Source organism: Edwardsiella sp. EA181011 (genome assembly GCF_000800725.1).
Classification (GTDB): Bacteria; Pseudomonadota; Gammaproteobacteria; order Enterobacterales; family Enterobacteriaceae; genus Edwardsiella; species Edwardsiella anguillarum.
Window position 1 is genome coordinate 1,798,300 of record NZ_CP011364.1, and the last position, 19,140, is coordinate 1,817,439.

General features: G+C 57.2%; 15 protein-coding genes, 1 tRNA gene and 2 pseudogenes. 10 read left to right on the forward strand and 8 right to left on the reverse strand.

Annotated elements, in window-relative coordinates; all coding sequences use genetic code 11:
- Nucleotides 1-3 precede the first annotated feature (3 nt).
- From QY76_RS07985 to QY76_RS08000, 4 genes are all read right to left on the reverse strand, one after another.
- The gene (locus QY76_RS07985; protein ID WP_045424135.1) at nucleotides 4-1,278 is read right to left on the reverse strand and encodes an MFS transporter; all 1,275 of its coding nucleotides are present in this window, start codon (nucleotides 1,276-1,278) and stop codon (nucleotides 4-6) included.
- A 124-nt stretch (nucleotides 1,279-1,402) separates the two neighbouring features.
- A complete protein-coding gene (locus QY76_RS07990; RefSeq protein WP_045424138.1) occupies nucleotides 1,403-2,374 on the reverse strand; it encodes a sugar phosphate isomerase/epimerase in 972 nt (323 codons plus the stop codon).
- A gap of 10 nt (nucleotides 2,375-2,384) precedes the next feature.
- Nucleotides 2,385-3,092: a GntR family transcriptional regulator gene (locus QY76_RS07995; RefSeq protein WP_034165918.1), complete on the reverse strand. Its 708-nt coding sequence runs from the start codon at nucleotides 3,090-3,092 to the stop codon at nucleotides 2,385-2,387.
- Nucleotides 3,093-3,242: 150 nt separating this feature from the next.
- Nucleotides 3,243-3,920: a DUF1345 domain-containing protein gene (locus QY76_RS08000; protein WP_034165919.1), complete on the reverse strand. Its 678-nt coding sequence runs from the start codon at nucleotides 3,918-3,920 to the stop codon at nucleotides 3,243-3,245.
- A 932-nt stretch (nucleotides 3,921-4,852) separates the two neighbouring features.
- On the opposite strand from QY76_RS08000, the gene QY76_RS08005 reads away from it, so the two are divergent.
- Nucleotides 4,853-7,528 carry a DEAD/DEAH box helicase gene (locus QY76_RS08005; protein ID WP_071844141.1) on the forward strand — a complete coding sequence of 892 codons (2,676 nt, stop codon included), beginning with the start codon at nucleotides 4,853-4,855 and terminating at the stop codon, nucleotides 7,526-7,528.
- Between the two features lie 542 nt (nucleotides 7,529-8,070).
- Here QY76_RS08005 and QY76_RS08010 read toward each other — a convergent pair.
- From QY76_RS08010 to QY76_RS08025, 4 genes are all read right to left on the reverse strand, one after another.
- Nucleotides 8,071-8,145, reverse strand: a tRNA-Arg gene (locus QY76_RS08010).
- Nucleotides 8,146-8,345: 200 nt separating this feature from the next.
- Nucleotides 8,346-10,010 (reverse strand): FUSC family protein, encoded by a 1,665-nt coding sequence (locus QY76_RS08015; RefSeq protein WP_045424144.1) that lies wholly within the window; start codon nucleotides 10,008-10,010, stop codon nucleotides 8,346-8,348.
- An 8-nt stretch (nucleotides 10,011-10,018) separates the two neighbouring features.
- On the reverse strand, nucleotides 10,019-11,008 hold the full coding sequence (locus tag QY76_RS08020; RefSeq protein ID WP_034162694.1) for an HlyD family secretion protein: 990 nt from the start codon (nucleotides 11,006-11,008) through the stop codon (nucleotides 10,019-10,021).
- An 11-nt stretch (nucleotides 11,009-11,019) separates the two neighbouring features.
- Nucleotides 11,020-11,229 carry a DUF1656 domain-containing protein gene (locus tag QY76_RS08025; RefSeq protein WP_034162693.1) on the reverse strand — a complete coding sequence of 70 codons (210 nt, stop codon included), beginning with the start codon at nucleotides 11,227-11,229 and terminating at the stop codon, nucleotides 11,020-11,022.
- A gap of 696 nt (nucleotides 11,230-11,925) precedes the next feature.
- On the opposite strand from QY76_RS08025, the pseudogene ccmA reads away from it, so the two are divergent.
- The 9 genes and pseudogenes from ccmA to ccmI all read left to right on the forward strand — a co-directional run bounded on the left by ccmA (nucleotide 11,926) and on the right by ccmI (nucleotide 19,079).
- Nucleotides 11,926-12,548, forward strand: a pseudogene (gene ccmA, locus QY76_RS08030) (cytochrome c biogenesis heme-transporting ATPase CcmA).
- A complete protein-coding gene (gene ccmB / locus QY76_RS08035) occupies nucleotides 12,545-13,204 on the forward strand; it encodes a heme exporter protein CcmB (protein ID WP_034162691.1) in 660 nt (219 codons plus the stop codon). The pseudogene ccmA and the gene ccmB overlap by 4 nt, the downstream one beginning before the upstream one ends.
- A 176-nt stretch (nucleotides 13,205-13,380) precedes the next feature.
- Nucleotides 13,381-14,132, forward strand: a pseudogene (locus QY76_RS08040) (heme ABC transporter permease).
- Nucleotides 14,129-14,362 carry a heme exporter protein CcmD gene (gene ccmD / locus QY76_RS08045; protein WP_034162689.1) on the forward strand — a complete coding sequence of 78 codons (234 nt, stop codon included), beginning with the start codon at nucleotides 14,129-14,131 and terminating at the stop codon, nucleotides 14,360-14,362. Before QY76_RS08040 ends, ccmD begins: the two are co-directional and overlap by 4 nt.
- Nucleotides 14,362-14,850 (forward strand): cytochrome c maturation protein CcmE, encoded by a 489-nt coding sequence (gene ccmE, locus QY76_RS08050; protein ID WP_034162731.1) that lies wholly within the window; start codon nucleotides 14,362-14,364, stop codon nucleotides 14,848-14,850. Before ccmD ends, ccmE begins: the two co-directional genes overlap by 1 nt.
- Nucleotides 14,847-16,814, forward strand: coding sequence for a heme lyase CcmF/NrfE family subunit (locus QY76_RS08055; RefSeq protein ID WP_045424151.1), 1,968 nt, complete (start codon nucleotides 14,847-14,849; stop codon nucleotides 16,812-16,814). The genes ccmE and QY76_RS08055 overlap by 4 nt, the downstream gene beginning before the upstream one ends.
- Entirely contained in the window at nucleotides 16,811-17,365 is a 555-nt protein-coding gene (locus QY76_RS08060) for a DsbE family thiol:disulfide interchange protein (RefSeq protein ID WP_045424153.1), read from the forward strand. The genes QY76_RS08055 and QY76_RS08060 overlap by 4 nt, the downstream gene beginning before the upstream one ends.
- A complete protein-coding gene (locus tag QY76_RS08065) occupies nucleotides 17,362-17,865 on the forward strand; it encodes a cytochrome c-type biogenesis protein (protein ID WP_034162686.1) in 504 nt (167 codons plus the stop codon). The genes QY76_RS08060 and QY76_RS08065 overlap by 4 nt, the downstream gene beginning before the upstream one ends.
- Nucleotides 17,862-19,079, forward strand: a complete 1,218-nt coding sequence (gene ccmI, locus QY76_RS08070; RefSeq protein WP_081854045.1) for a c-type cytochrome biogenesis protein CcmI — start codon at nucleotides 17,862-17,864, stop codon at nucleotides 19,077-19,079. The genes QY76_RS08065 and ccmI overlap by 4 nt, the downstream gene beginning before the upstream one ends.
- Nucleotides 19,080-19,140: the final 61 nt, after the last annotated feature.

A 19,140-nucleotide genomic window follows, 5' to 3' on the forward strand; every position in this document is an offset into this window, starting at 1 on the left:
TTTTTAGGCGTCGGTCGGCGCCGGGGCGGACTGCGCCGCGGCGGCGCGCTGGGTACGGATACGCTTGACCAGCAGACCGGAGACCATGATCCCCAGACAGGCAAAGCAGGCCATCAGGGCAAACACGATCTGATACCCGTGCAGCCCGGGATAGGCATCCAGCAGATGACCGTACAGGCTAAAGCAGAACATGGCCGGGGCGTAGCCGATAAAGCTGCCCAGCGCCATGGCGGCGCCGGTGTGCGCCTCGTCAATCCGCGCTTCGCCGATAGGGGCGAAGAAGACGGCGCGCTGGGTGAACACGATGGCGCCGAACCCCAGGGTACACATCATGCCAAGGTATACCGGCATCTTCTCATGGGGCAGCACGATCAGCAGCAGCAGCGCTAGTACGCTGATAATAAAGGTGTAAAAAAGGTAGCGGCTCGGTGAGCGGAGAATCTTATCGGCGATCAGTCCGCCGATGGGACCGCCGACCATTTTTAGGCAATACTGGTTGATGATGCCATAGGCGCCGACCAGCGCGATAGGCAGGGCATAGACGGTGCTCAGGAACGGAATAAAGAAGGTCAGCCCGCAGTAGACGGCGTAGACGCAGAAGACGCTGAAGGCGATCAGCCAGACCGTCTTGTCCTTCAATACGCTGCCGATGCCCGGTTTGGCCTGCTCGGGCTTAGCGACGGGGGCAGAGGGCGCATCGCCGTCTGAGCGGAGGACGAACAGGATCAGGATGCCGATCACGATGGCGCAGCCGGCGTAGAACAGGATCCCCGCCTTAAACCCCAGGTAGCCGCTGCCGAATCCGGCGAAGATCGCCAGCGCGGAAAAGGCGATGATGGTATCGACCACGCCGCGTCCGGTCTCAAAGAAGCCGAACAGACGCCCCTGTTGGGTATTATCGCCCAGCAGACTGACGGATTTGAGCAGCACCGGCCAGTTGAGCATGTCGCAGGTCACGCCGAACAGCGCCCAGACGAACAGGATCCCCCAGTAGCCCGGCATGGTGCTCAGGTACAGGCCGAGCAGGCCGGTGGCGATCAGCGAAAAGGACATGGTGTATTTGCGCGGCAGGCGGTCGGAAAAATAGATCGAGAGAAAAAATCCGATGGTGGTGACAATCGAGTTCACCGACATCGCATTGCCGATCTCACCGTTGCTTAGGTGGAAATATTGCTGCATTGGAATATAGAACGCATCTTTTAACGACGGCAGTTTATAAATCGTGCCACCGCACAGCATTAATAGACTGAAGATAGCCCATTTTCTTTTCGTTAGCATAAAGTCCCCCCGACACACATAAAAATGTATGGCATGGCGTTATGTAGGGTCGACAGGCATCCTTACTCCCGAAGGAATAATTCGCGCTGACGCTGCGGAATAAATTAAAAAATAATAATGGCGCTCAATTAATTAAATTTAAGGCTTCCCGCTTGATATCCTGAACCAGCGTGCGGACATAGTGGATTTGATTCAGCGCATCCTGCTGCTCCTGCGCCAGGCGCTGCGCCAGATCGCGCTGAGGGAGCGGAGTTTCGCTCATCGCGCGCCACGGGATCCAGGGATCCGCGCCCTCGTCGGCAAAGCGCAGCGGCGGGGCGTAGTAGTCGACCTCCTCCTCCAGCCCATAGGCGGTGACCTGCGGCTGCGTTTCGCCCAGGCAGATCAGCTCGGTCAGCAGCTGGCGCATGGGCATCTCCCCCTGACCGGAGATACAGGCCTGGTGCCCGAGCCCGCGGGCCTCGCGGGTGATCTGCGCGTCCTTGATGTGCACCTGGGTGACATGGGGCGCCATCGTGCTCAGGGCCGGCAGCGGCTCTTCGTTGGCGTTGATCATGTTGGCAAAGTCGAACAGCAGGGTGAGGGCGGGAAAATCGCTTTCGGCGATCAGCGCCGCCAGCTCGTGGCTTTTCAGATCCTCATGCTGCTCTAGGGTAAAGCTGAGTCCGCTGTGCCGGTGATGCCGGCGCAGCGTCTGGATATCGGCGCGAATTTGGCTCAGCACCTGACTCAGGGCGCCCTCATAGCGTGGGTAGAAGCGCACCGAGCTGGCGCCGCAGCCCTCGGCGATGCCGATCGCCTGCGCCAGGGTATCGCGATCTGAGGCGCTGGTTTCAATGTGAATATCCAGCCCCAGCCGACGCGCCGCGGCGCCAAAGCGGGTCAGCCTCCCGGGGCTGGCGTGAGCCAGCGAGCGGCTTTCCCCATCCAGCACGTGAATCTTTACGCCGTGCAGCCCCTGTCGGTGGGCGATCTCCAGCAGATCCTCGGGAAGGATTCGCTCCAGGCGCATATTCAGGTGGTAAGCGTAGGCGTGCAGATACAGCGGTAGCGTGTCGGCACGCGCAGCGATTTTTTTAGCCTGTTCGGGTGTCATTGGAATTGCCTTATAGGTCGATATAAAAATCTACGGATTCAAAACGCCAGTATTCGATGTCAATCTGCAGGATATTGCGCAGCATATCGGCGCGGAACTTCTCCACCTGGATCGCCGGCGTCGTGCAGTTGCCGCCGATGACGCGGCTGGCCTCGGCGTTCAGCCGCGTCGGCTTGAAGGCCAGATGGCGGGTGACCGTCGGGCGCTGGTAGTGCTGGTTCCATACGTCGGCAAAGGCGCTCTCGCCCAGATGATCGATAAAGTCGGGGGCGACCCGCGGGTTGATATAGGTTTCGTGATAGAACACCTTGTGGCCGTCCAGGGCTCCCCAGCCGCGAATACGGTACAGCCCTTGCTGCGGGTCGGCCTGCAGCAGCGACTGCATTCGCGGCGGCGCATCCAGCACCCGCCGCTTTTCCAGGTAGCCCCAGGAGGGCACGCGCCCCTGTTCGATGGCGGCCTGCTTATAGCTGGTCGCCTCATTGGGGTTGTAGTTAAAGCGCGGCAGGGCGACAAACCAACCGCGGCGATCTTTGCGGAAGATTTTGGATTCGCCCTCCAGATTGAGCAGCGCCTGACGCAGGGTCATCCGCTTGATGCCGAGCAGCTCGCTGAGCTCGCGCTCCGAGGGAAGCTTGCCGCCGGCACCGATCATGCCATTGTCAATCCATTGATTGAGCTGCTCTTTGGCCAGCTCGACGGTAGAAACGGTTTCCATGATGTAATCCATTTGGTTTAAACCAGATTTGAATAAACTACCGTTACGCGTCTGAACAGACAATAGACACGGCGGGAGAGTGTGATGAAGTGTGAGGCTTCTCGCAGAAGTCACCGGGGGGCGCCGCGGCGGCGGCGCCCGAGCGCCGGCTTAGAACAGGCTGGCGCAGACGTTGATCGACAGACCGAGGATGGCCATGTTGAACACGAAGGAGATCACCGACTGCAGCAGGACAATTTTGCGCATCTCCTGAGATCCGACGCAGACGTCGGCGGTCTGCGAGGCGACGGCGATGGTGAACGAGAAGTACATAAAGTCCCAGTAGGAGGGCGCCTGGATCTTGTCGGGAAACAGCAGCCAGGGATCGTCTGCCCTGGGGTTGGCGTAGAACACATGGGCGTAGTGCATAGTAAAGCCCATCGGCAGCAGCAGCCAGGAGGAGAGCAGCGTAGATCCGGTGATGATGAAGTGCAGGATCTTTTGGTGGCCGCTGATCTGCCCGGCGGTGGCCAGCTCCAGAAACAGCACCAGCACGCTGATGCAGCAGCCGATGACGACGAAGAAGATCACCATCTTGGCGCTCTCATCCTCTAGCCGGGTGATTTTGCGGATATCGTGGGCCCTGCGGTTGACGATTTTGGCCAGCAAAAAGAGGATGTACAGCCAGGCGAAGACGTTCCAGCCAAACATCAGGCGGATTGCCGGGGAGAAAAAGGGCGTAAGGCAGAGGTAGATGACGGTGGCCATCAGTATGGAAAAGAGAAAGCGCGGCCGCCCATGTAGATAGTGCCTTATTTTACGGTAGCCGCGGGTTAAGCGTGGATTCATTCCAACATTGTTCCTGATTGCCAGAGAAGAGCATCTCTTTAATTTATCGTGGAAATATTGTTCATTTTAGCCGTTTTGAGGCTGTAAGGAAATTGTAACGATATGAATAATGCTTATGAGTAATCTAGTGTAGCGGCAGTACTGCTATGAATGTTGATGATGCTTTTTGATGTGATTGAATCACCAAGGATTTTAAAAGGCATCTCCTCGTCATTAAGATGATCTAACGCGAGGATCTCATGATAGGGAGCGTTATCTCAGGGTGTTTAACATTGAAGCCGTTAAGGCAGTGCTCCGTATCGTCCCGCTTTTCAGGTTGAATAAGGAGTTAGTCCCGGTCTGGATTGAGGAGGTTCAAATGCTGAGCCGTATCCGCAATGTCGGCACCCCTGCGGGGGTAAGCAGCCGTTGTCCGAAGCCTCCATCAGGTCAGCTTTTCTGCTGCGGATGATCTCCCTAGACAGTTAGTAGTGTGTGAAAAATGACTTTTCATACGCCTATCGATATAAATTATTGGCGGGAGGCGAGTAGAATAGTCGGGACGGGGAGCGGTTAGGCGCTCCAGCTGAAGCGGAGTAAAGGATAGCGTGTGGACGGCGCTGGGAGTGGCGTTGATGCGAACATATGATAGGGATGAATGGGCTGCTGCCGGGATGTATCCCGTGCGCTATTTTAGCCCAGGCTGGGGAATGGGCCTGACGAGGTTTGGACGCGGCATCCTTGGGTAAGAGCCTCTGCTGAGAGCGCTATATTCAGAAATGAGTGATCCGGTCGGGTGAAATAACCTACGAGATAGAATAATCCAGGTTATCCATCGGCGGGTAAAGTGGTTTGGCGCTAAAAGAGAAAATGGTCAACTCCATTTAGGATAAGCTCTCAGCGTGTCTTTAACGGTTTTTCCGTAAGTTAATCAATGATGATTGGATGATAATATGGTTACGATTTGCGTTGACGGGGAAAATAAAACCAATAAAATTTCAGATTGGACTTTATGGTCTGGATATGATAACCGAGAGATTATGCTGACCTGTCATTTCCGTAGCGGAAAAAAATATACTCGTCCGCTTTCCGTATGCCAGATAACGCCGACTAGCACCCTGCACAATGTGTTTCTTGAACGGAAAGGATTTGCTATAACATCTCGGGCTGAGCGGGTTGTTCTCTATGGCAATAAATATGCAGTTGTTTACTATTCTGGAAATGAAAAACCCTACATTATGAAAACTGCTGGGATTAATTTTCAGACGTGTTCGAATTTTACAGAACATGCCGTGTTTGACTATTTTTGTCGTATAGCTGAAGAGCGTATTAGTGATGCTCGTGGAAACGATAGGAGTATTGCTGAGAATGTCCTTCGTCAGATAAAGAGAATTGTTCCTCATCCTGATACGGCCTTGCATGCATACTGTTCAGGGCAGAGTAAAGAGCGTGATTTTTCGGAGAGTTTGATTTTCCCGTTCGGTCTTAATGAAAGTCAGTTGCTGGCAGTCGAACGGGCATTTTCTTCACAACTCTCTGTTATTGAAGGACCACCAGGAACCGGCAAAACGCAGACCATTCTTAATATTGTTGCTAATATATTGATTCAGAATAAAACAGTGGCAATTTTATCTAACAATAACACAGCTGTCAGTAATGTTTATGAAAAAATGGATAAGCAAGGGCTGGGATATCTGATAGCCCGGCTGGGGAGTTCAGAGAATAGACAGCATTTCTTTTCTATGCCATCTTTGATTCCTGAAGAGAATTTATTAGATACTCCACCAATACATGTAATTGATGATGTGTTTCAACAGGTGAAAAAACATCTGAATGCGATTAATCAGGTTGCTCTGTTGAAAGCAGAAATTGACGAGCTGAGTGTTGAACATAAATACTTGCAGCAATGGCAGGGGGAAAACCATCTAGCGGAGGAGTCTTTTGCTCGTAGTTACCGATTGTCTTCTCGGAAAACGGCTGACCTGATGGCTTATATTCATTATCTCTCTGGACGGCGGATTGGGCTTAAAAATAGAATTGATTTGCTGCTGAATTTTAGGATTTTGAGAATAAAACCGCTGAATGATCAGGAGAAAAGGCTGGCAATTTTTACCTCGCTGCAACTTTCATTTTATGAAAAAGCCATCCAAGAAAAACAAGGCTCTCTAGATAAATATAATGAAATCTTGGCAGCGTCTGATTTTAATAATTTGTTGGATCAGCTTACATCGTTATCGATGATTTATTTAAAGTGGTGTTTGCAGAAGAGTATCCCACCAGAAAAGTCATTTGCTGCGGAAACATATAGAGATCACTTTGATCGTTTTATAAAACGCTTTCCTATTATCGGTAGTAGTACCCATTCTATTATTAATTCTATTGGAAAGGGCGCTATTCTTGATTATGTGATTATTGATGAGGCCTCTCAGCAGGATATTGTTCCAGGTATCTTAGGTCTAGGATGTGCCCGAAACGTGATTGTGGTCGGGGATCGCAAGCAGCTTCCGCATGTTCCTATAGTTAGCTCAAGCACTCCCCCAGCAGAATACTATGACTGTGTGAAGAACAGCCTTCTAGATTCTATCTGTATGCTTTTTCGGGAAACTACACCGATAACGCTTCTGAAAGAACATTATCGTTGCCACCCTAAAATAATTCAATTCTGTAATAAGCAGTTTTATGACAATACACTGATTCCGCTGACGACAGACTCAGGGGAATCATCATTATCTTTGGTGATTACGGCAAAAGGAAACCATACTCGTAATTTTTCTAATTTCAGAGAGCTTGAGTCGATAGAGGGACATTACTGGGATGAAAAAAGTAGCAGAGGATACATTGCCCCCTATAATGCACAGATTAATTTGGCGGAAACTGTTCTGCCTGTTGATTTTGTGAAATCGACGGTGCATAAATTTCAAGGGAGAGAGTGTGATGAGATCGTTTTCTCAACCGTACTGGATAAAAAATGTAGCAGTCAGCAAAGTAGGAATATTATGTTTGTTGATGACCCTAATTTGGTGAACGTCGCGGTTTCCAGGGCTCGAAACAAATTTACATTGGTGACTGGAGATGGTGTTTTTGAAAGTCACAGCACGCATATTGCTGCACTGATTCGTCACATTAAATATTATGCTAACGATGAAGATATTTTTGAGAGCCCAGTGATATCTGCATTTGACTTGCTGTATAGCGAATATGATAAATCACTGGAACGGTTGAATATTCAGTTGGATCCAGATGATTCGTGTTTTAAGTCAGAGCAGATTGTTGCTAGTCTGTTGCGGGATAAATTGTCACTGGATAGCTATCGAAGCATGATGTTCCATTCACAGATAGCGTTGAACCAGTTGGTGTCGTTGGAGCTAGGTGAATTTAGCCCTAGAGAACTGTCATTTATGCATAACCGGGCCAGCTGTGATTTTGTAATTTACTATAAGGTTGGTAAGACCCCGTTGGGTGTTATTGAAGTAGATGGCGGATATCATCTGGAAAGCTCACAGATTGAGCGCGATGAACTTAAGAACAGCATATTGAAGAAATGCAACCTGCCCCTGCTCAGACTATGTACGACCGACAGTAATATAGAAGGTAAACTGGGAACGTTTCTGTCAGGTCTATTGCACTAAAAATAAGTAAAAGAGCAAGGTCATGTGTTAATAAGTCGTTAGTGACGAAGCCTTGCCGGCAGCGGGGGATGAAGGAGAATTTACAGTATATTTCGGAGCGTCATGCAAATTCAGATGCGCTCCGGATAGTAGCTTGATGCGGAGAATGGTCGTTTCTGTTATTACGCAGCGGTGAGCATTTTTTCTAGTCATCAATGTAGTCTCTCTGATACTGATTGGCTACGGGGGATCTTCAAGGTACTTGGCAGTCGATGTTGCCAAGGCGCTCACGTGTTGTCACTGAAGACTTTCAGCGCGGAGCGTTTAGTGGCCTGGTGCGAGATTTCATCCTGAAGCGGCGTTTTTATCTCGGTATTGACGCCTTTTCTCGTTGGCTGGCGCTAGGGGGATTTGAGCTGCATATAGACCGGCTATCGGTCTAAAACTCAAATCGACAAAGCGCTGCAGCGCTCGAGGTGAAAGATTAACCATCCAGTATTGAAGCTGTTTTACTGATTCTCTGGAGACGTGATGGGTTCGGCGGACTTCAGGCGCGGTGCGCATGGCGTTCCCTGCAGGAATCGAACCTGCAACTAGCCCTTAGGAGGGGCTCGTTATATCCATTTAACTAAGGGAACACGCGTATAGGGCGTGGTGCGGCGGCGCTATCTGCGCCGAAGCATTGATCTATCCTACCGTATTCTCTCTCTTTTTTTCAAGCCGAACCGGGGCATAAGGGGCAGAACGCGCTCTTTTTGCGCGGCGCCGCCTACTAAATGCGCACTCCGCGGCGCCGCGCTGAGCGGGGGCGCCGGGGGGCGGCGCAACCCTGCGGGGATCAGTCGCTCGCCGATGCGGCGGGCGTTTCGAGATACTCCCAGCGCTGGATGCGCGTCAGCATCAGCGGTATCGCCGATACCCTTTTACGCCAAACCCCCTGCTGCGCCGGATCGAGCTTGCTGTACATGCTGAGGATGATGTCGGTGCGGCGCTCCAGGCGTACCAGTATCTTGCTCCGCTCCTGGCTGCGGTGGTTGATAAAGCGCTGGCGCTCCTTGGCCCACCCGTCGATCTGCGCCTTGAGGCGGGTCTCGGTATCGTTCACCACCAGCAGGCTCAGCGCCCCCGAGCTGATGGTGATGACGGCGACCAGGGCGAAGAGGAAGGTGGTGTAACCGTTGAAATAGTCATTGCCGGGCACGTAGTTGTGGCTGTTGGCGTTGACCATGACGGCGACCGCGAAGGCGATAAAGGGGAGCGCTCGTACTTTGTATTGCCCATTCATCACGAAGGCCACCGGAAAATAGATTAACAGCATGCTGAGCCAGAATGCATTGGCGTTGTGCAGGCTAGGCAGTAGAAAAATAAAGATCGGGAAGGCGAACAGCGTGCCGATGCTAAAGCCGATGGCGAACCCCTTGGGCGACATGCGCTCACCGTATTGGCACATGACCAGAAGCACCGCCGTCAAGAGCATTACCTGCGGCCCGCCGGGCCAGCCATAGCGCCAGAGCAGCAGACTTAGAATACAGCTGACGAAGAACAGCAGTGAGCTGGTAAAGGCGGAGTCGGTTCCGGCGCTGAACATGCGGTTTTGCCACTGCCAGCGAAAGCGGCTTTGCGCATCAGTGGTGGCATTCTTTTGCACGATGTCGTGCAGATCGGCGGCGATTAGCGTCAGCAGTGAGGCGTAGCGCGGGGAGTTTTCCAGCGTAATCGGGGGAATGGTCTCATGTGCCTTGGCCGCCGCGATGGCCGCGCTAATCCATGTCTTCGCCTGGCTATCCAGGGCATGCTGCATCCGCAGGGAGTAGAGGTGACGGCTGAACTTCTCTAGCGCGTAGATACTATTGATTACATTGTATTCACGGGAATAGATGTTTCGGTAGTCGCCATAGTTTGAGGACAGGGACTGGCGCAGCTGATCGATCTGTTGCGACAAAGCCAGGTATAGCGCCACCGCATCCGCATCCTCTTTATTGAGCAGGGCATCCAGCTTTTCCAGAATGGCGTGATACTGCTTCTGCCACGACGCGGCATATTCCAGCGGCCACAGCAGGTTGAATATGAAGATCACGGAGGAGCCGATGAACACGCAGCCTACGCGGTCGAACAGTACGCTGAAGGCGTGGCTGGGATTGGAAAGGGAGGCGCTGAAGACGATGATGAAACCGATGAGCACCCAACGCCACATGTCCTTGTATTGGAAATGGGTCAGGCTGATATAGGTGCAGACGCTGCCAAACAGCGCGGCGCAGAGCATGATGGTAAAGGGGTCCTGCGCTAGCCACCAGATGACGAAGAACCCGATGCTGCCACCGACAAAGTTACCGACGATGCGCTGCCACCAGCGGCTGCGGATTTGGCCGATCGTCCCCAGCGAGACGATCAGCGCGCTGGTTACGGCCCAATCCGGCGAGTGCATCCCCAGTCGCATGGCGATATAGAGCGAGAGCATCACGGCAAGGGTTAACCGCAGGGCTTTTAAACTTTGCAGTAGCATGGGGCGCCTTACTTAATGATATCGACGGTCGCGCTGAGTCCCGGAATAAAGTTCTCCATCTTGGTGTCGGGATCCAATTGAATATTGACCGGGACGTTTTCCGCCAGACGAACCCAGTCAAAGACCTGGGGCAACTCCGAAAGCAGGCCCGGGTTTGGCAGCTCCTTGGAGTTGATCGCCGAGCCGATGCTCTGTACATGGCCGCGGTAGACGGTGCGGGTATCGGCCATCAGGTAGACCTTAGCCTTATCGCCGACGCGTATGCCGGCGATGACGGTTTCGGGGAAGGCGCCTTCGACCCAGATATTATCGGTGTCGACCTCGGCCAGAACCGCGCTGCCGGGACGCGCGTAGTCGCCCGCGTTCAGGTTAACCGTGGCGATGTTGCCGTTGCTGGGCGCATAGACCCGGGTGCGGGAGAGATCCAGCTCGGCCTTGGCCAAGGTGGCCTTGGCGGCCAGCAGCTGGGCGTTGTCCGGGCCGATAGCGCCGCGTGCGGCGATCGCCTGTTGCAGCCGTGCCTGTGCGGTGGCCAGGTTTCCCTTGCTCACATTGAGATCCGTCTCGGCCTGCTGATAGTCATTGGTCGAGGCGAAATCACGCCGCTTCAGGCTACTGATGCGCTGGAAGTTTGCCTGCATATAGCTGTATTGGCTCTGCGCGTTTTGCAGCGCCGCCTTGGCCGAGAGCACCGCGGCGCTCTGCTCTAACAGCTGCTGTTCGACGTTTGCCAGATTCGCCCGGGCATTCTGGACGCTGATCCGGTAGTCGCTGTCGTCGATGGAAAAAAGCAGTTCCCCCTTTTTGACCGACTGGTTGTGGCGCACATTGACCTGGGTGACCAGGCCGCTCACCTGAGGCGCGATATCGATGATATTCGCCCGCACGACGCCATGGCGGGTACTCAGCTGCTGGTTGTACTCGTGGATGCCAAAGATAATGATCGTGAAGGTGATGGCGAGAAATAACGCCGTGCGTGAGGCGGGTGACTTTAGCATATCATAACCTGTTAGATATAAATGATGGCGATAACCAGTAATGCATAGACGGCCGATGCATAAGCCCAGACGATCAGGCGCGGATGCCAGAAATAGCTTAATAGACGATAGCGTGCGGCAAATTTCACCGACAGCTGGGTGATAATGAAACAAAGAATGCCTAATACCACCAGCTTGGGGATAAAGGCATTCAGCAGCACGACATCGTTAAAGAGTTCCATGATTACCTACGATTATTATAGTAGTTCTAGTTTGGTATTATAGATCACACTATTGATAATGCGCATTACTATTTCGTGTGATAATGAAACCGTTCTTTATAAGTTAAGTAAAGCCCGCGCGCTGTCTAGACTGCGCGGACTCCTGACAGAAATCACTATATTTATTATGCTATTATAGCCGCTGTTATCCGCTGCGTCGCACTGAATCGGCCGCGATTGATGCGCGCAGCGTCGCGGGGACGCCGAGGCGCGTGGTTTTTAATCTGTCATCAGGGAGCTTGTTTTCATAATATATATTCACGATATATGAGCCTAATCTAATTAAAAAATAATGAAGTCTTTCTTTATTGTGCTTAATGATGATTATGGGCGGGAGAGGAGAGTGCGCGGCACGCGGGGGCTGGCGCAAACGCGATGGCTGCGCTGCGCCCTCTTTTCTTGGCGCGGATCGCGCCGTGTCTTCCTCTGCGTCTCTCCCGCGGCCGGCTGAGTGCGCGCCGGGTGCCGGCGGCAAAATGTGAACTACGTCGGCATGGGCGGCATTTCAGGTACCTTGGCGGGATTTACCCGGTGATTATCCTTGATCTCACGCGTTATTTTACCCCGAATGAGTTAGGACGAGTGTTGCCTCCGGGGTTCGGGGGACGAAGGGCTTATGCTATTATGCAACGACTAAAATCAGGACAGAATCTATCCATGTTGACCATTTCCCGGCTGGGCTGCCGCCGCGATGAGCGTGTGCTGTTTGACGATCTGGACTTTCGGGTACAGGCGGGGGAGATCATTCAGATTGAGGGCCCCAACGGGGCGGGGAAGACCACGCTGCTGCGGATGATGGCGGGGCTGGCCCTGCCGGATCGCGGCGAGGTCCTGTGGCTGGGGCTGCCCATCCGCCGTCAGCGGGAGACGTATCAGCAGAACTTGCTGTATTTGGGACATCATCCCGGCGTCAAAAGCGTGATGACGGCGTTTGAGAACCTGGCATTTTACTGCCGGGTGCTGGGGCAGGCGGATGAGGCCGCCATTTGGGATGCGCTGGCGCAGGTCGAGCTGGTCGGCTTTGAGGATGTGCCGGTCGCCCAGCTGTCGGCGGGGCAGCAGCGTCGGGTGGCGCTGGCGCGGCTGTGGCTGAGCCAGGCGCCGCTGTGGATCCTGGATGAGCCGCTGACGGCGATCGATAAACGCGGCGTAGCCCGGCTGATCGGGCTGTTTGAGCGCCATTGTGCGGCCGGGGGGCTATCGTGCTGACGACCCACCAGGACCTGAATTACCCCGCCATGCGGCGCCTGCGTCTGCGCGGTGAGGAGAGGGCGGTATGATACTGGCAGTCATTCGGCGCGAGCTGCGCATCGCACTGCGCAGCGGCGCGGAAATCATCAACCCGCTGTGGTTTTTTCTGATTGTAGTCACGCTGTTTCCGCTGAGCATCGGGCCGGAGCCGCAGCTGCTGGCGCGCATTGCGCCGGGGATCGTCTGGGTTGCGGCGCTGCTGGCGGCGCTGCTGTCGCTGGAGCGGCTGTTCAGGGACGATTTTCTGGACGGCTCGCTGGAGCAGCTGGTGCTGATCCCGGCGCCGCTGACGCTGACGGTGCTGGCCAAGGTGATCGCCCACTGGCTGCTGACCGGGCTGCCGCTGCTGATCCTGTCGCCGCTGGTGGCGCTGCTGCTGTCGTTTAACGCGGCGACCTGGCAGGCCGTTGCGCTGACGCTGCTGCTCGGTACGCCGACCCTGAGCTTTATCGGGGCTATCGGGGTCGCGTTGACGGTCGGGCTGCGCAAGGGCGGGGTGCTGCTGAGCCTGCTGGTGCTGCCGCTCTACATCCCGGTGCTGATTTTCGCCACTTCGGCCATCGACGCGGCGTCGATGGGAATGCCTATCGGCGGCTATCTGGCGATCCTGGGCGCGATGCTGGCGGGCAGCATGACGCTGGCGCCCTTTGCCGCCGCCGCCGCGCTGCGGGTGAGTATTCAGTAGGGTGACAGTTATCGGCCGGTTCTTGCATGCAGCGATAACTAAAACCGTGTTGATATTAGGGCTATCGGCAGGACAAAATTTGCGGCGTTTATTGTATATAACTGCCGAATTTGACTGACTTTTCATCATTCCGGGCGTCAGCCCGGACCATTCATAACAATATGTGAGCAATCGCTATGTGGAAATGGCTTCATCAGCTTGCCATGCCGGAACGGCTCTATCGGCTGTGCGGCAGACTGACCCCCTGGCTGGGGGGCTTGGTATCCTGTTTCTTCTGGCCGGCCTGATCTGGGGCTTCGGCTTTGCGCCGGCGGACTATCAGCAGGGTAACAGCTACCGCATTATGTACCTGCACGTTCCCGCGGCCATCTGGTCGATGGGGATCTACGCGGGTATGGCCGTCGCGGCCTTTGTCGGGCTGGTCTGGCAGATGAAGATGGCAGATTTGGTCGGCGCGGCCATGGCGCCGGTCGGCGCGGTGTTTACCTTTATTGCGCTGGCGACCGGATCGGCGTGGGGGAAACCGATGTGGGGAACCTGGTGGGTGTGGGACGCCCGCCTGACCTCCGAGCTGGTGCTGCTGTTCCTCTACCTGGGGGTGATCGCCCTGTATAACGCCTTTGAGGATCGCCGCCTCGCCGGGCGGGCCGCGGGCATTCTGGTGCTGGTCGGGGTGGTCAACCTGCCGATCATCCACTTTTCCGTGGAGTGGTGGAACACGCTGCACCAGGGGTCCAGCAATATGCAGCAGAGCATCGACCCCAGCATGCGCGCCCCGCTGCGGCTGAGCATCTTTGGCTTCCTGTTTTTCTTTGTCACGCTGACGCTGATGCGTCTGCGTAACCTTATTCTGCAGCAGGAGCGGCACCGCCCCTGGGTCGCCGCGCTGCTGCCGTCGCCGGCTTCGCGAGGGAGGCGCCCGCAATGACACCGTTCTTTGATTCCTGGCAGGCGTTTTTTGCGATGGGCGGCTACGCCTTCTATGTCTGGCTGTCGGTTGCGCTGACGCTGCTGCCGCTGCTGGGACTGGTGCTGCATACCCGCCTGCGCCGGCGCGCGCTGTTCGGCGAGATCCGCCGTCATCAGGCGCGGGAACAGCGGATACGCCGGGCGCAGCAGGCCGCGGATGACGATAACAGGGAGAGTGAGCCCGTATGATGAATTCACGACGTAAACACCGTTTATACCTGGCCGTGGGCGTATTGCTGGGGCTGGCCGTCACGGTCTCGCTGGTGCTGTATGCCCTGCGCGCCAACATCGATCTGTTCTACACCCCCGGTGAAATCATCATGGGGAAAGGGGCGCAGCATGAGAAGCCGGAGGTGGGCCAGCGCCTGCGCATCGGCGGCATGGTGATGCCCGGCTCGGTGCAGCGCGACGCTGATAGTTTGAAGGTGAGCTTCAAGCTGTATGACGCCCGCGGGGCGGTCGAGGTGACCTATAACGGCATTCTGCCGGACCTGTTCCGTGAAGGGCAGGGGGTGGTCGCCCAGGGGGTGCTGGCGCCGGGCAACGTCATCCAGGCCAGAGAGGTGCTGGCCAAGCATGATGAGAAATACACCCCGCCGGAGATCGAGGAAGCGATGAAAGAGAACCATCACCAGCCCGCGTCGGGCGCAGAGCAACGGGGCGGAAATCCATCATGATCCCAGAGATCGGTAACTTTTTACTGTCGCTGGCGCTGGCGCTTTCCGTGCTGCTCAGCGTCTACCCCTGCTGGGGCGCGGCGCGCGGCGATCTGCGCATGATGGCGCTGGCGCGGCCGCTGGCCTTTGGGCTGTTCGCCGCCATCACCCTGGCCTTTATTTGCCTGGTGTATGCCTTTATCGCCAATGACTTTAGCGTGGCCTACGTGGCGGCCAACTCCAACTCGCAGCTGCCGGTCTACTTCCGGATCGCCGCGACCTGGGGCTCCCATGAGGGGTCGCTGCTGCTGTGGGTGATGCTGCTCAGCTGGTGGACGCTGGCGGTATCGCTGCTGAGTCGTCGCATGCCGCTGGATTCGGTCGCGCGGGTGCTGTCGGTGATGGGGATGATCAACATCGGCTTCCTGCTGTTTATCCTGCTGACCTCCAATCCGTTTATTCGCACGCTGCCGGGCTTTCCCATTGACGGGCGGGATCTGAACCCGCTGCTGCAGGACGTGGGGCTGATCTTCCACCCGCCGCTGCTGTACATGGGCTACGTCGGTTTTTCCGTGGCCTTCGCGTTTGCCATCGCCTCGCTGATGGCCGGGCGCCTGGATACCGCCTGGGCGCGCTGGTCTCGCCCCTGGACCATGGCCGCCTGGGTGTTTCTGACGCAGGGGATCGTGCTGGGGTCGTTCTGGGCCTACTATGAGCTGGGCTGGGGCGGCTGGTGGTTCTGGGATCCGGTGGAGAACGCCTCCCTGATGCCCTGGCTGACCGGTACCGCCCTGCTGCATTCGCTGGCCGTCACCGAGAAGCGCGGCACCTTTAAGGCCTGGACAGTGCTGCTGGCCATCACCTCCTTCTCCCTGTGCCTGCTGGGCACCTTCCTGGTGCGCTCCGGGGTGCTGGTCTCCGTCCACGCCTTCGCCTCCGATCCGGCGCGCGGCATGTTTATCCTGGCCTACCTGGTGGTGGTGATCGGCGGTTCGCTGCTGCTGTATGCGCTGCGCGGCGGTCAGGTGCGCAGTCACACCCGCCATGATCTGTTCTCCCGCGAGACGCTGCTGCTGGGGAACAACGTGCTGCTGGTGGCCGCGACGCTGGTGGTGCTGCTGGGAACGCTGCTGCCGCTGGTGCACAAGCAGCTGGGGCTAGGCAGCATCTCCATCGGCGAGCCGTTCTTCAATACCATGTTCACCTATCTGATGGTGCCGTTCGCCCTGCTGCTGGGCGTCGGCCCCCTGGTGCGCTGGCGCCGCGATACGCTGGGCCGCCTGCGCACGCCGCTGCTGGCCGCGCTGGTGATCAGCGTGGCGCTGGCGCTGCTGCTGCCGTGGCTGCTGCAGGATCGTATCGTGGCCATGACGGTGCTGGGGCTGCTGATGGCGCTGTGGGTGGGGGTGCTGACGCTGGTGGAGCTGTACCAGCGGGCAACTCACCGCGACGGTTTCTGGCGCGGGCTAGGCAAGCTGTCGCGCAGCCAGTGGGGGATGGTGCTGGCCCACCTCGGGGTGGCGGTGACGGTGATCGGCATTGCCTTCAGCCAGAACTACAGCATTGAGCGCGACGTGCGGATGAAGTCCGGCGACAGCCTGGAGATCCGCGACTACCGCTTTGTCTTCCGCGATGTGCATGAGATCAGCGGCCCGAACTACAGCGGCGGCGAGGCGCTGATCGACGTGCTGCGTAACGGCAGGCCGGAGACTACGCTGCGCGCCGAGAAGCGTTTCTATACCAATGCGCGCAGCATGATGACCGAGGCGGCGGTGGACGGCGGCCTGACGCGGGATCTGTATGCCGCGCTGGGCGAGGAGCTGGATGACGGCGCCTGGGCCGTCCGGCTGTACTACAAACCCTTTGTCCGCTGGATCTGGTACGGCGGCGTGCTGATGTCGATCGGCGGGCTGCTGTGTATGCTGGATCCGCGCTATCGCAGCGCGCGCCGCGCCAAGGATGCTCAGGAGAAGAAAACGGCATGAACCGTAAACTGCTTTTTATTCCGCTGGCGCTGTTCTTACTGCTGGTGCTGGCGTTTCTGATCCAGCTACAGCGCAACGCCAGCGGCGAAGATCCCACGATGCTGGAATCGGCGCTGATCGGCAAACCGGTGCCGGCGTTCCGCCTCGCCTCGCTGGATACGCCGAGCAAAACCTATAGCCAGTCGGTGCTGCACGACGGCAAGCCGCTGCTGCTGAACGTATGGGCCACCTGGTGTCCGACCTGCTATGCCGAACATCAGTATCTGAATACCCTGGCGGCGCGCGGGATCAGGGTGGTCGGCCTGAACTACAAGGACGATCGGCAGAAGGCGATCAAATGGCTGAACGAGCTGGGGAACCCCTATGCGCTGAGCCTGTATGACGGCGACGGCATGCTGGGGCTGGATCTGGGGGTATACGGCGCGCCGGAGACCTTCCTGATCGACGGTAACGGCATTATTCGCTATCGCCACGCCGGCGATCTGAATGAGCGGGTCTGGAAGGAAGAGATTGAGCCGCTGTGGCTGAAATATCAGGGAGGTCAATCATGAAGGGGTTACGCGGCGCGTTGCTGGCGCTGGGACTGCTGCTGCCGGGCGTCCTGTGGGCGGCGGTGATCGACACCTACAACTTTACCAGCGAGGCGCAGGAGCAGCAGTATCGCGAGCTGACGGAGCAGCTGCGCTGCCCCAAGTGTCAGAACAACAGCATTGCCGACTCCAACGCCATCATCGCCTCGGACATGCGCCAGAAGGTGTATGAGCTGATGCAGCAGGGCTATAACCAGCAACAGGTGGTGGACTATATGGTGGCGCGCTACGGCAACTTTGTGACCTATGAGCCGCCGGTGACGCCGGCGACCCTGATTCTGTGGATCGGGCCGCTGCTGGCGATCCTGGGCGGCGGATGGGTGCTGGTGCGTCTGGCCCGTCGCCGTCCGGCGCGCACGGCACAGCGCGATAGCGAGGCGGCGCAGGCTGACCTGAGCGAGGCCGAGCGGCAGCGCCTGCGGCGCTTGCTTAACCAAGAGCATGACGGAGAGCCGCGATGATAACCTTTTGGCTGATAGTGATACTGCTGCTGGCCGCCGCCGCAGCGCTGTTTTTGATCCCGGCGCTGCGTACGCCGCGCGGCGATGACGGGGCGGATCGCGATCGCCTGAATACCCAGCTGTATCATCAGCGTCTGCGTGAGCTGGAGCAGGATGAGGCGCAGGGGCTGGTCGAGGGGCACGCAGAGATGCTGACGGATCTGCAGCATAACCTGCTGAATGACGTGCCGAAGCAGGCGGAGCAGCGCGCTCAGCCGATCGGGCGCTGGGCGCTGCTGCCGGGCGTGCTGGTGCTGGTGGGGCTGTCGCTGGGCTTCTATCTGAAAACCGGCGGCTGGAGTCAGGTGGCCGAGTGGCGGCGGGTGATGACGCAGCTGCCGCAGCTGCGCGAGCGGGTGATGCACGAAGATCAGAAGCCGCTGGATCGCGAGGAGCTGACGCGCCTGGGGCTGGGGCTGCGCACCGAGCTGCAGTCGCATCCGGACAATGTGGCGGACTGGGTGATGCTGGGGCGGATCGGGATGGCGCTGAATAACGCAACGACGGCCACGCAGGCGTTTGCCCACGCCTATAAACTGGCCCCCGGCGAGCCTGAGGTGGCACTGGGCTACGCCGAGGTGCTGACGCGTTCCAGCGATGAGCAGGATAACCGCGACGCCGCCGCGCTGCTGCGCCGTCTGCTCAGCCAGGATCACCAGAATACCCGGGTGCTGAGCCTGCTGGCGTTTAACGCCTTCGAGCAGGGTGAGTTTCGTCAGGCGATCGGCGCCTGGGAGATGATGCTGAAGCTGCTGCCGCCGGACGATCGGCGCCGCGATATGATCGAGCGCAGCATTGCGCAGGCGCGGGTGCAGGCGGGGATCGACGCGGCACAGGTGCGGGTCGATATCAGCATGGATCCGGCGCTGGAGCGCCAGCTGCCGTCCGGCAGCCAGCTGATGATCACCCTGACCGACGGCAATAGCCCGCTACCGGTGGCGGTAAAACGGTTGCCGCTGGGCCATTTCCCGCAGTCGGTGACCCTGTCAGACGGCGATGCGATGATGCCGGAGCGGCTGCTCTCTTCGCTGGCGCAGTTTTCCATACGAGCGCGGGTGGTGCCGCCGGGCGCGGGGGGGGCTGACGGACAGAGCGATGTGTTCGGAGAAAGTGCAGTTTTACCCTATACTAGCGGTAAAACGGTGGCGATAACCCTTAGCCGTCAGGCGCCTTAGGCGGCTGAGCGGCGCGTAAGGCAGTGAAGGGCGCCCCGTAAAGGGGCGTTCTTGTTGATGG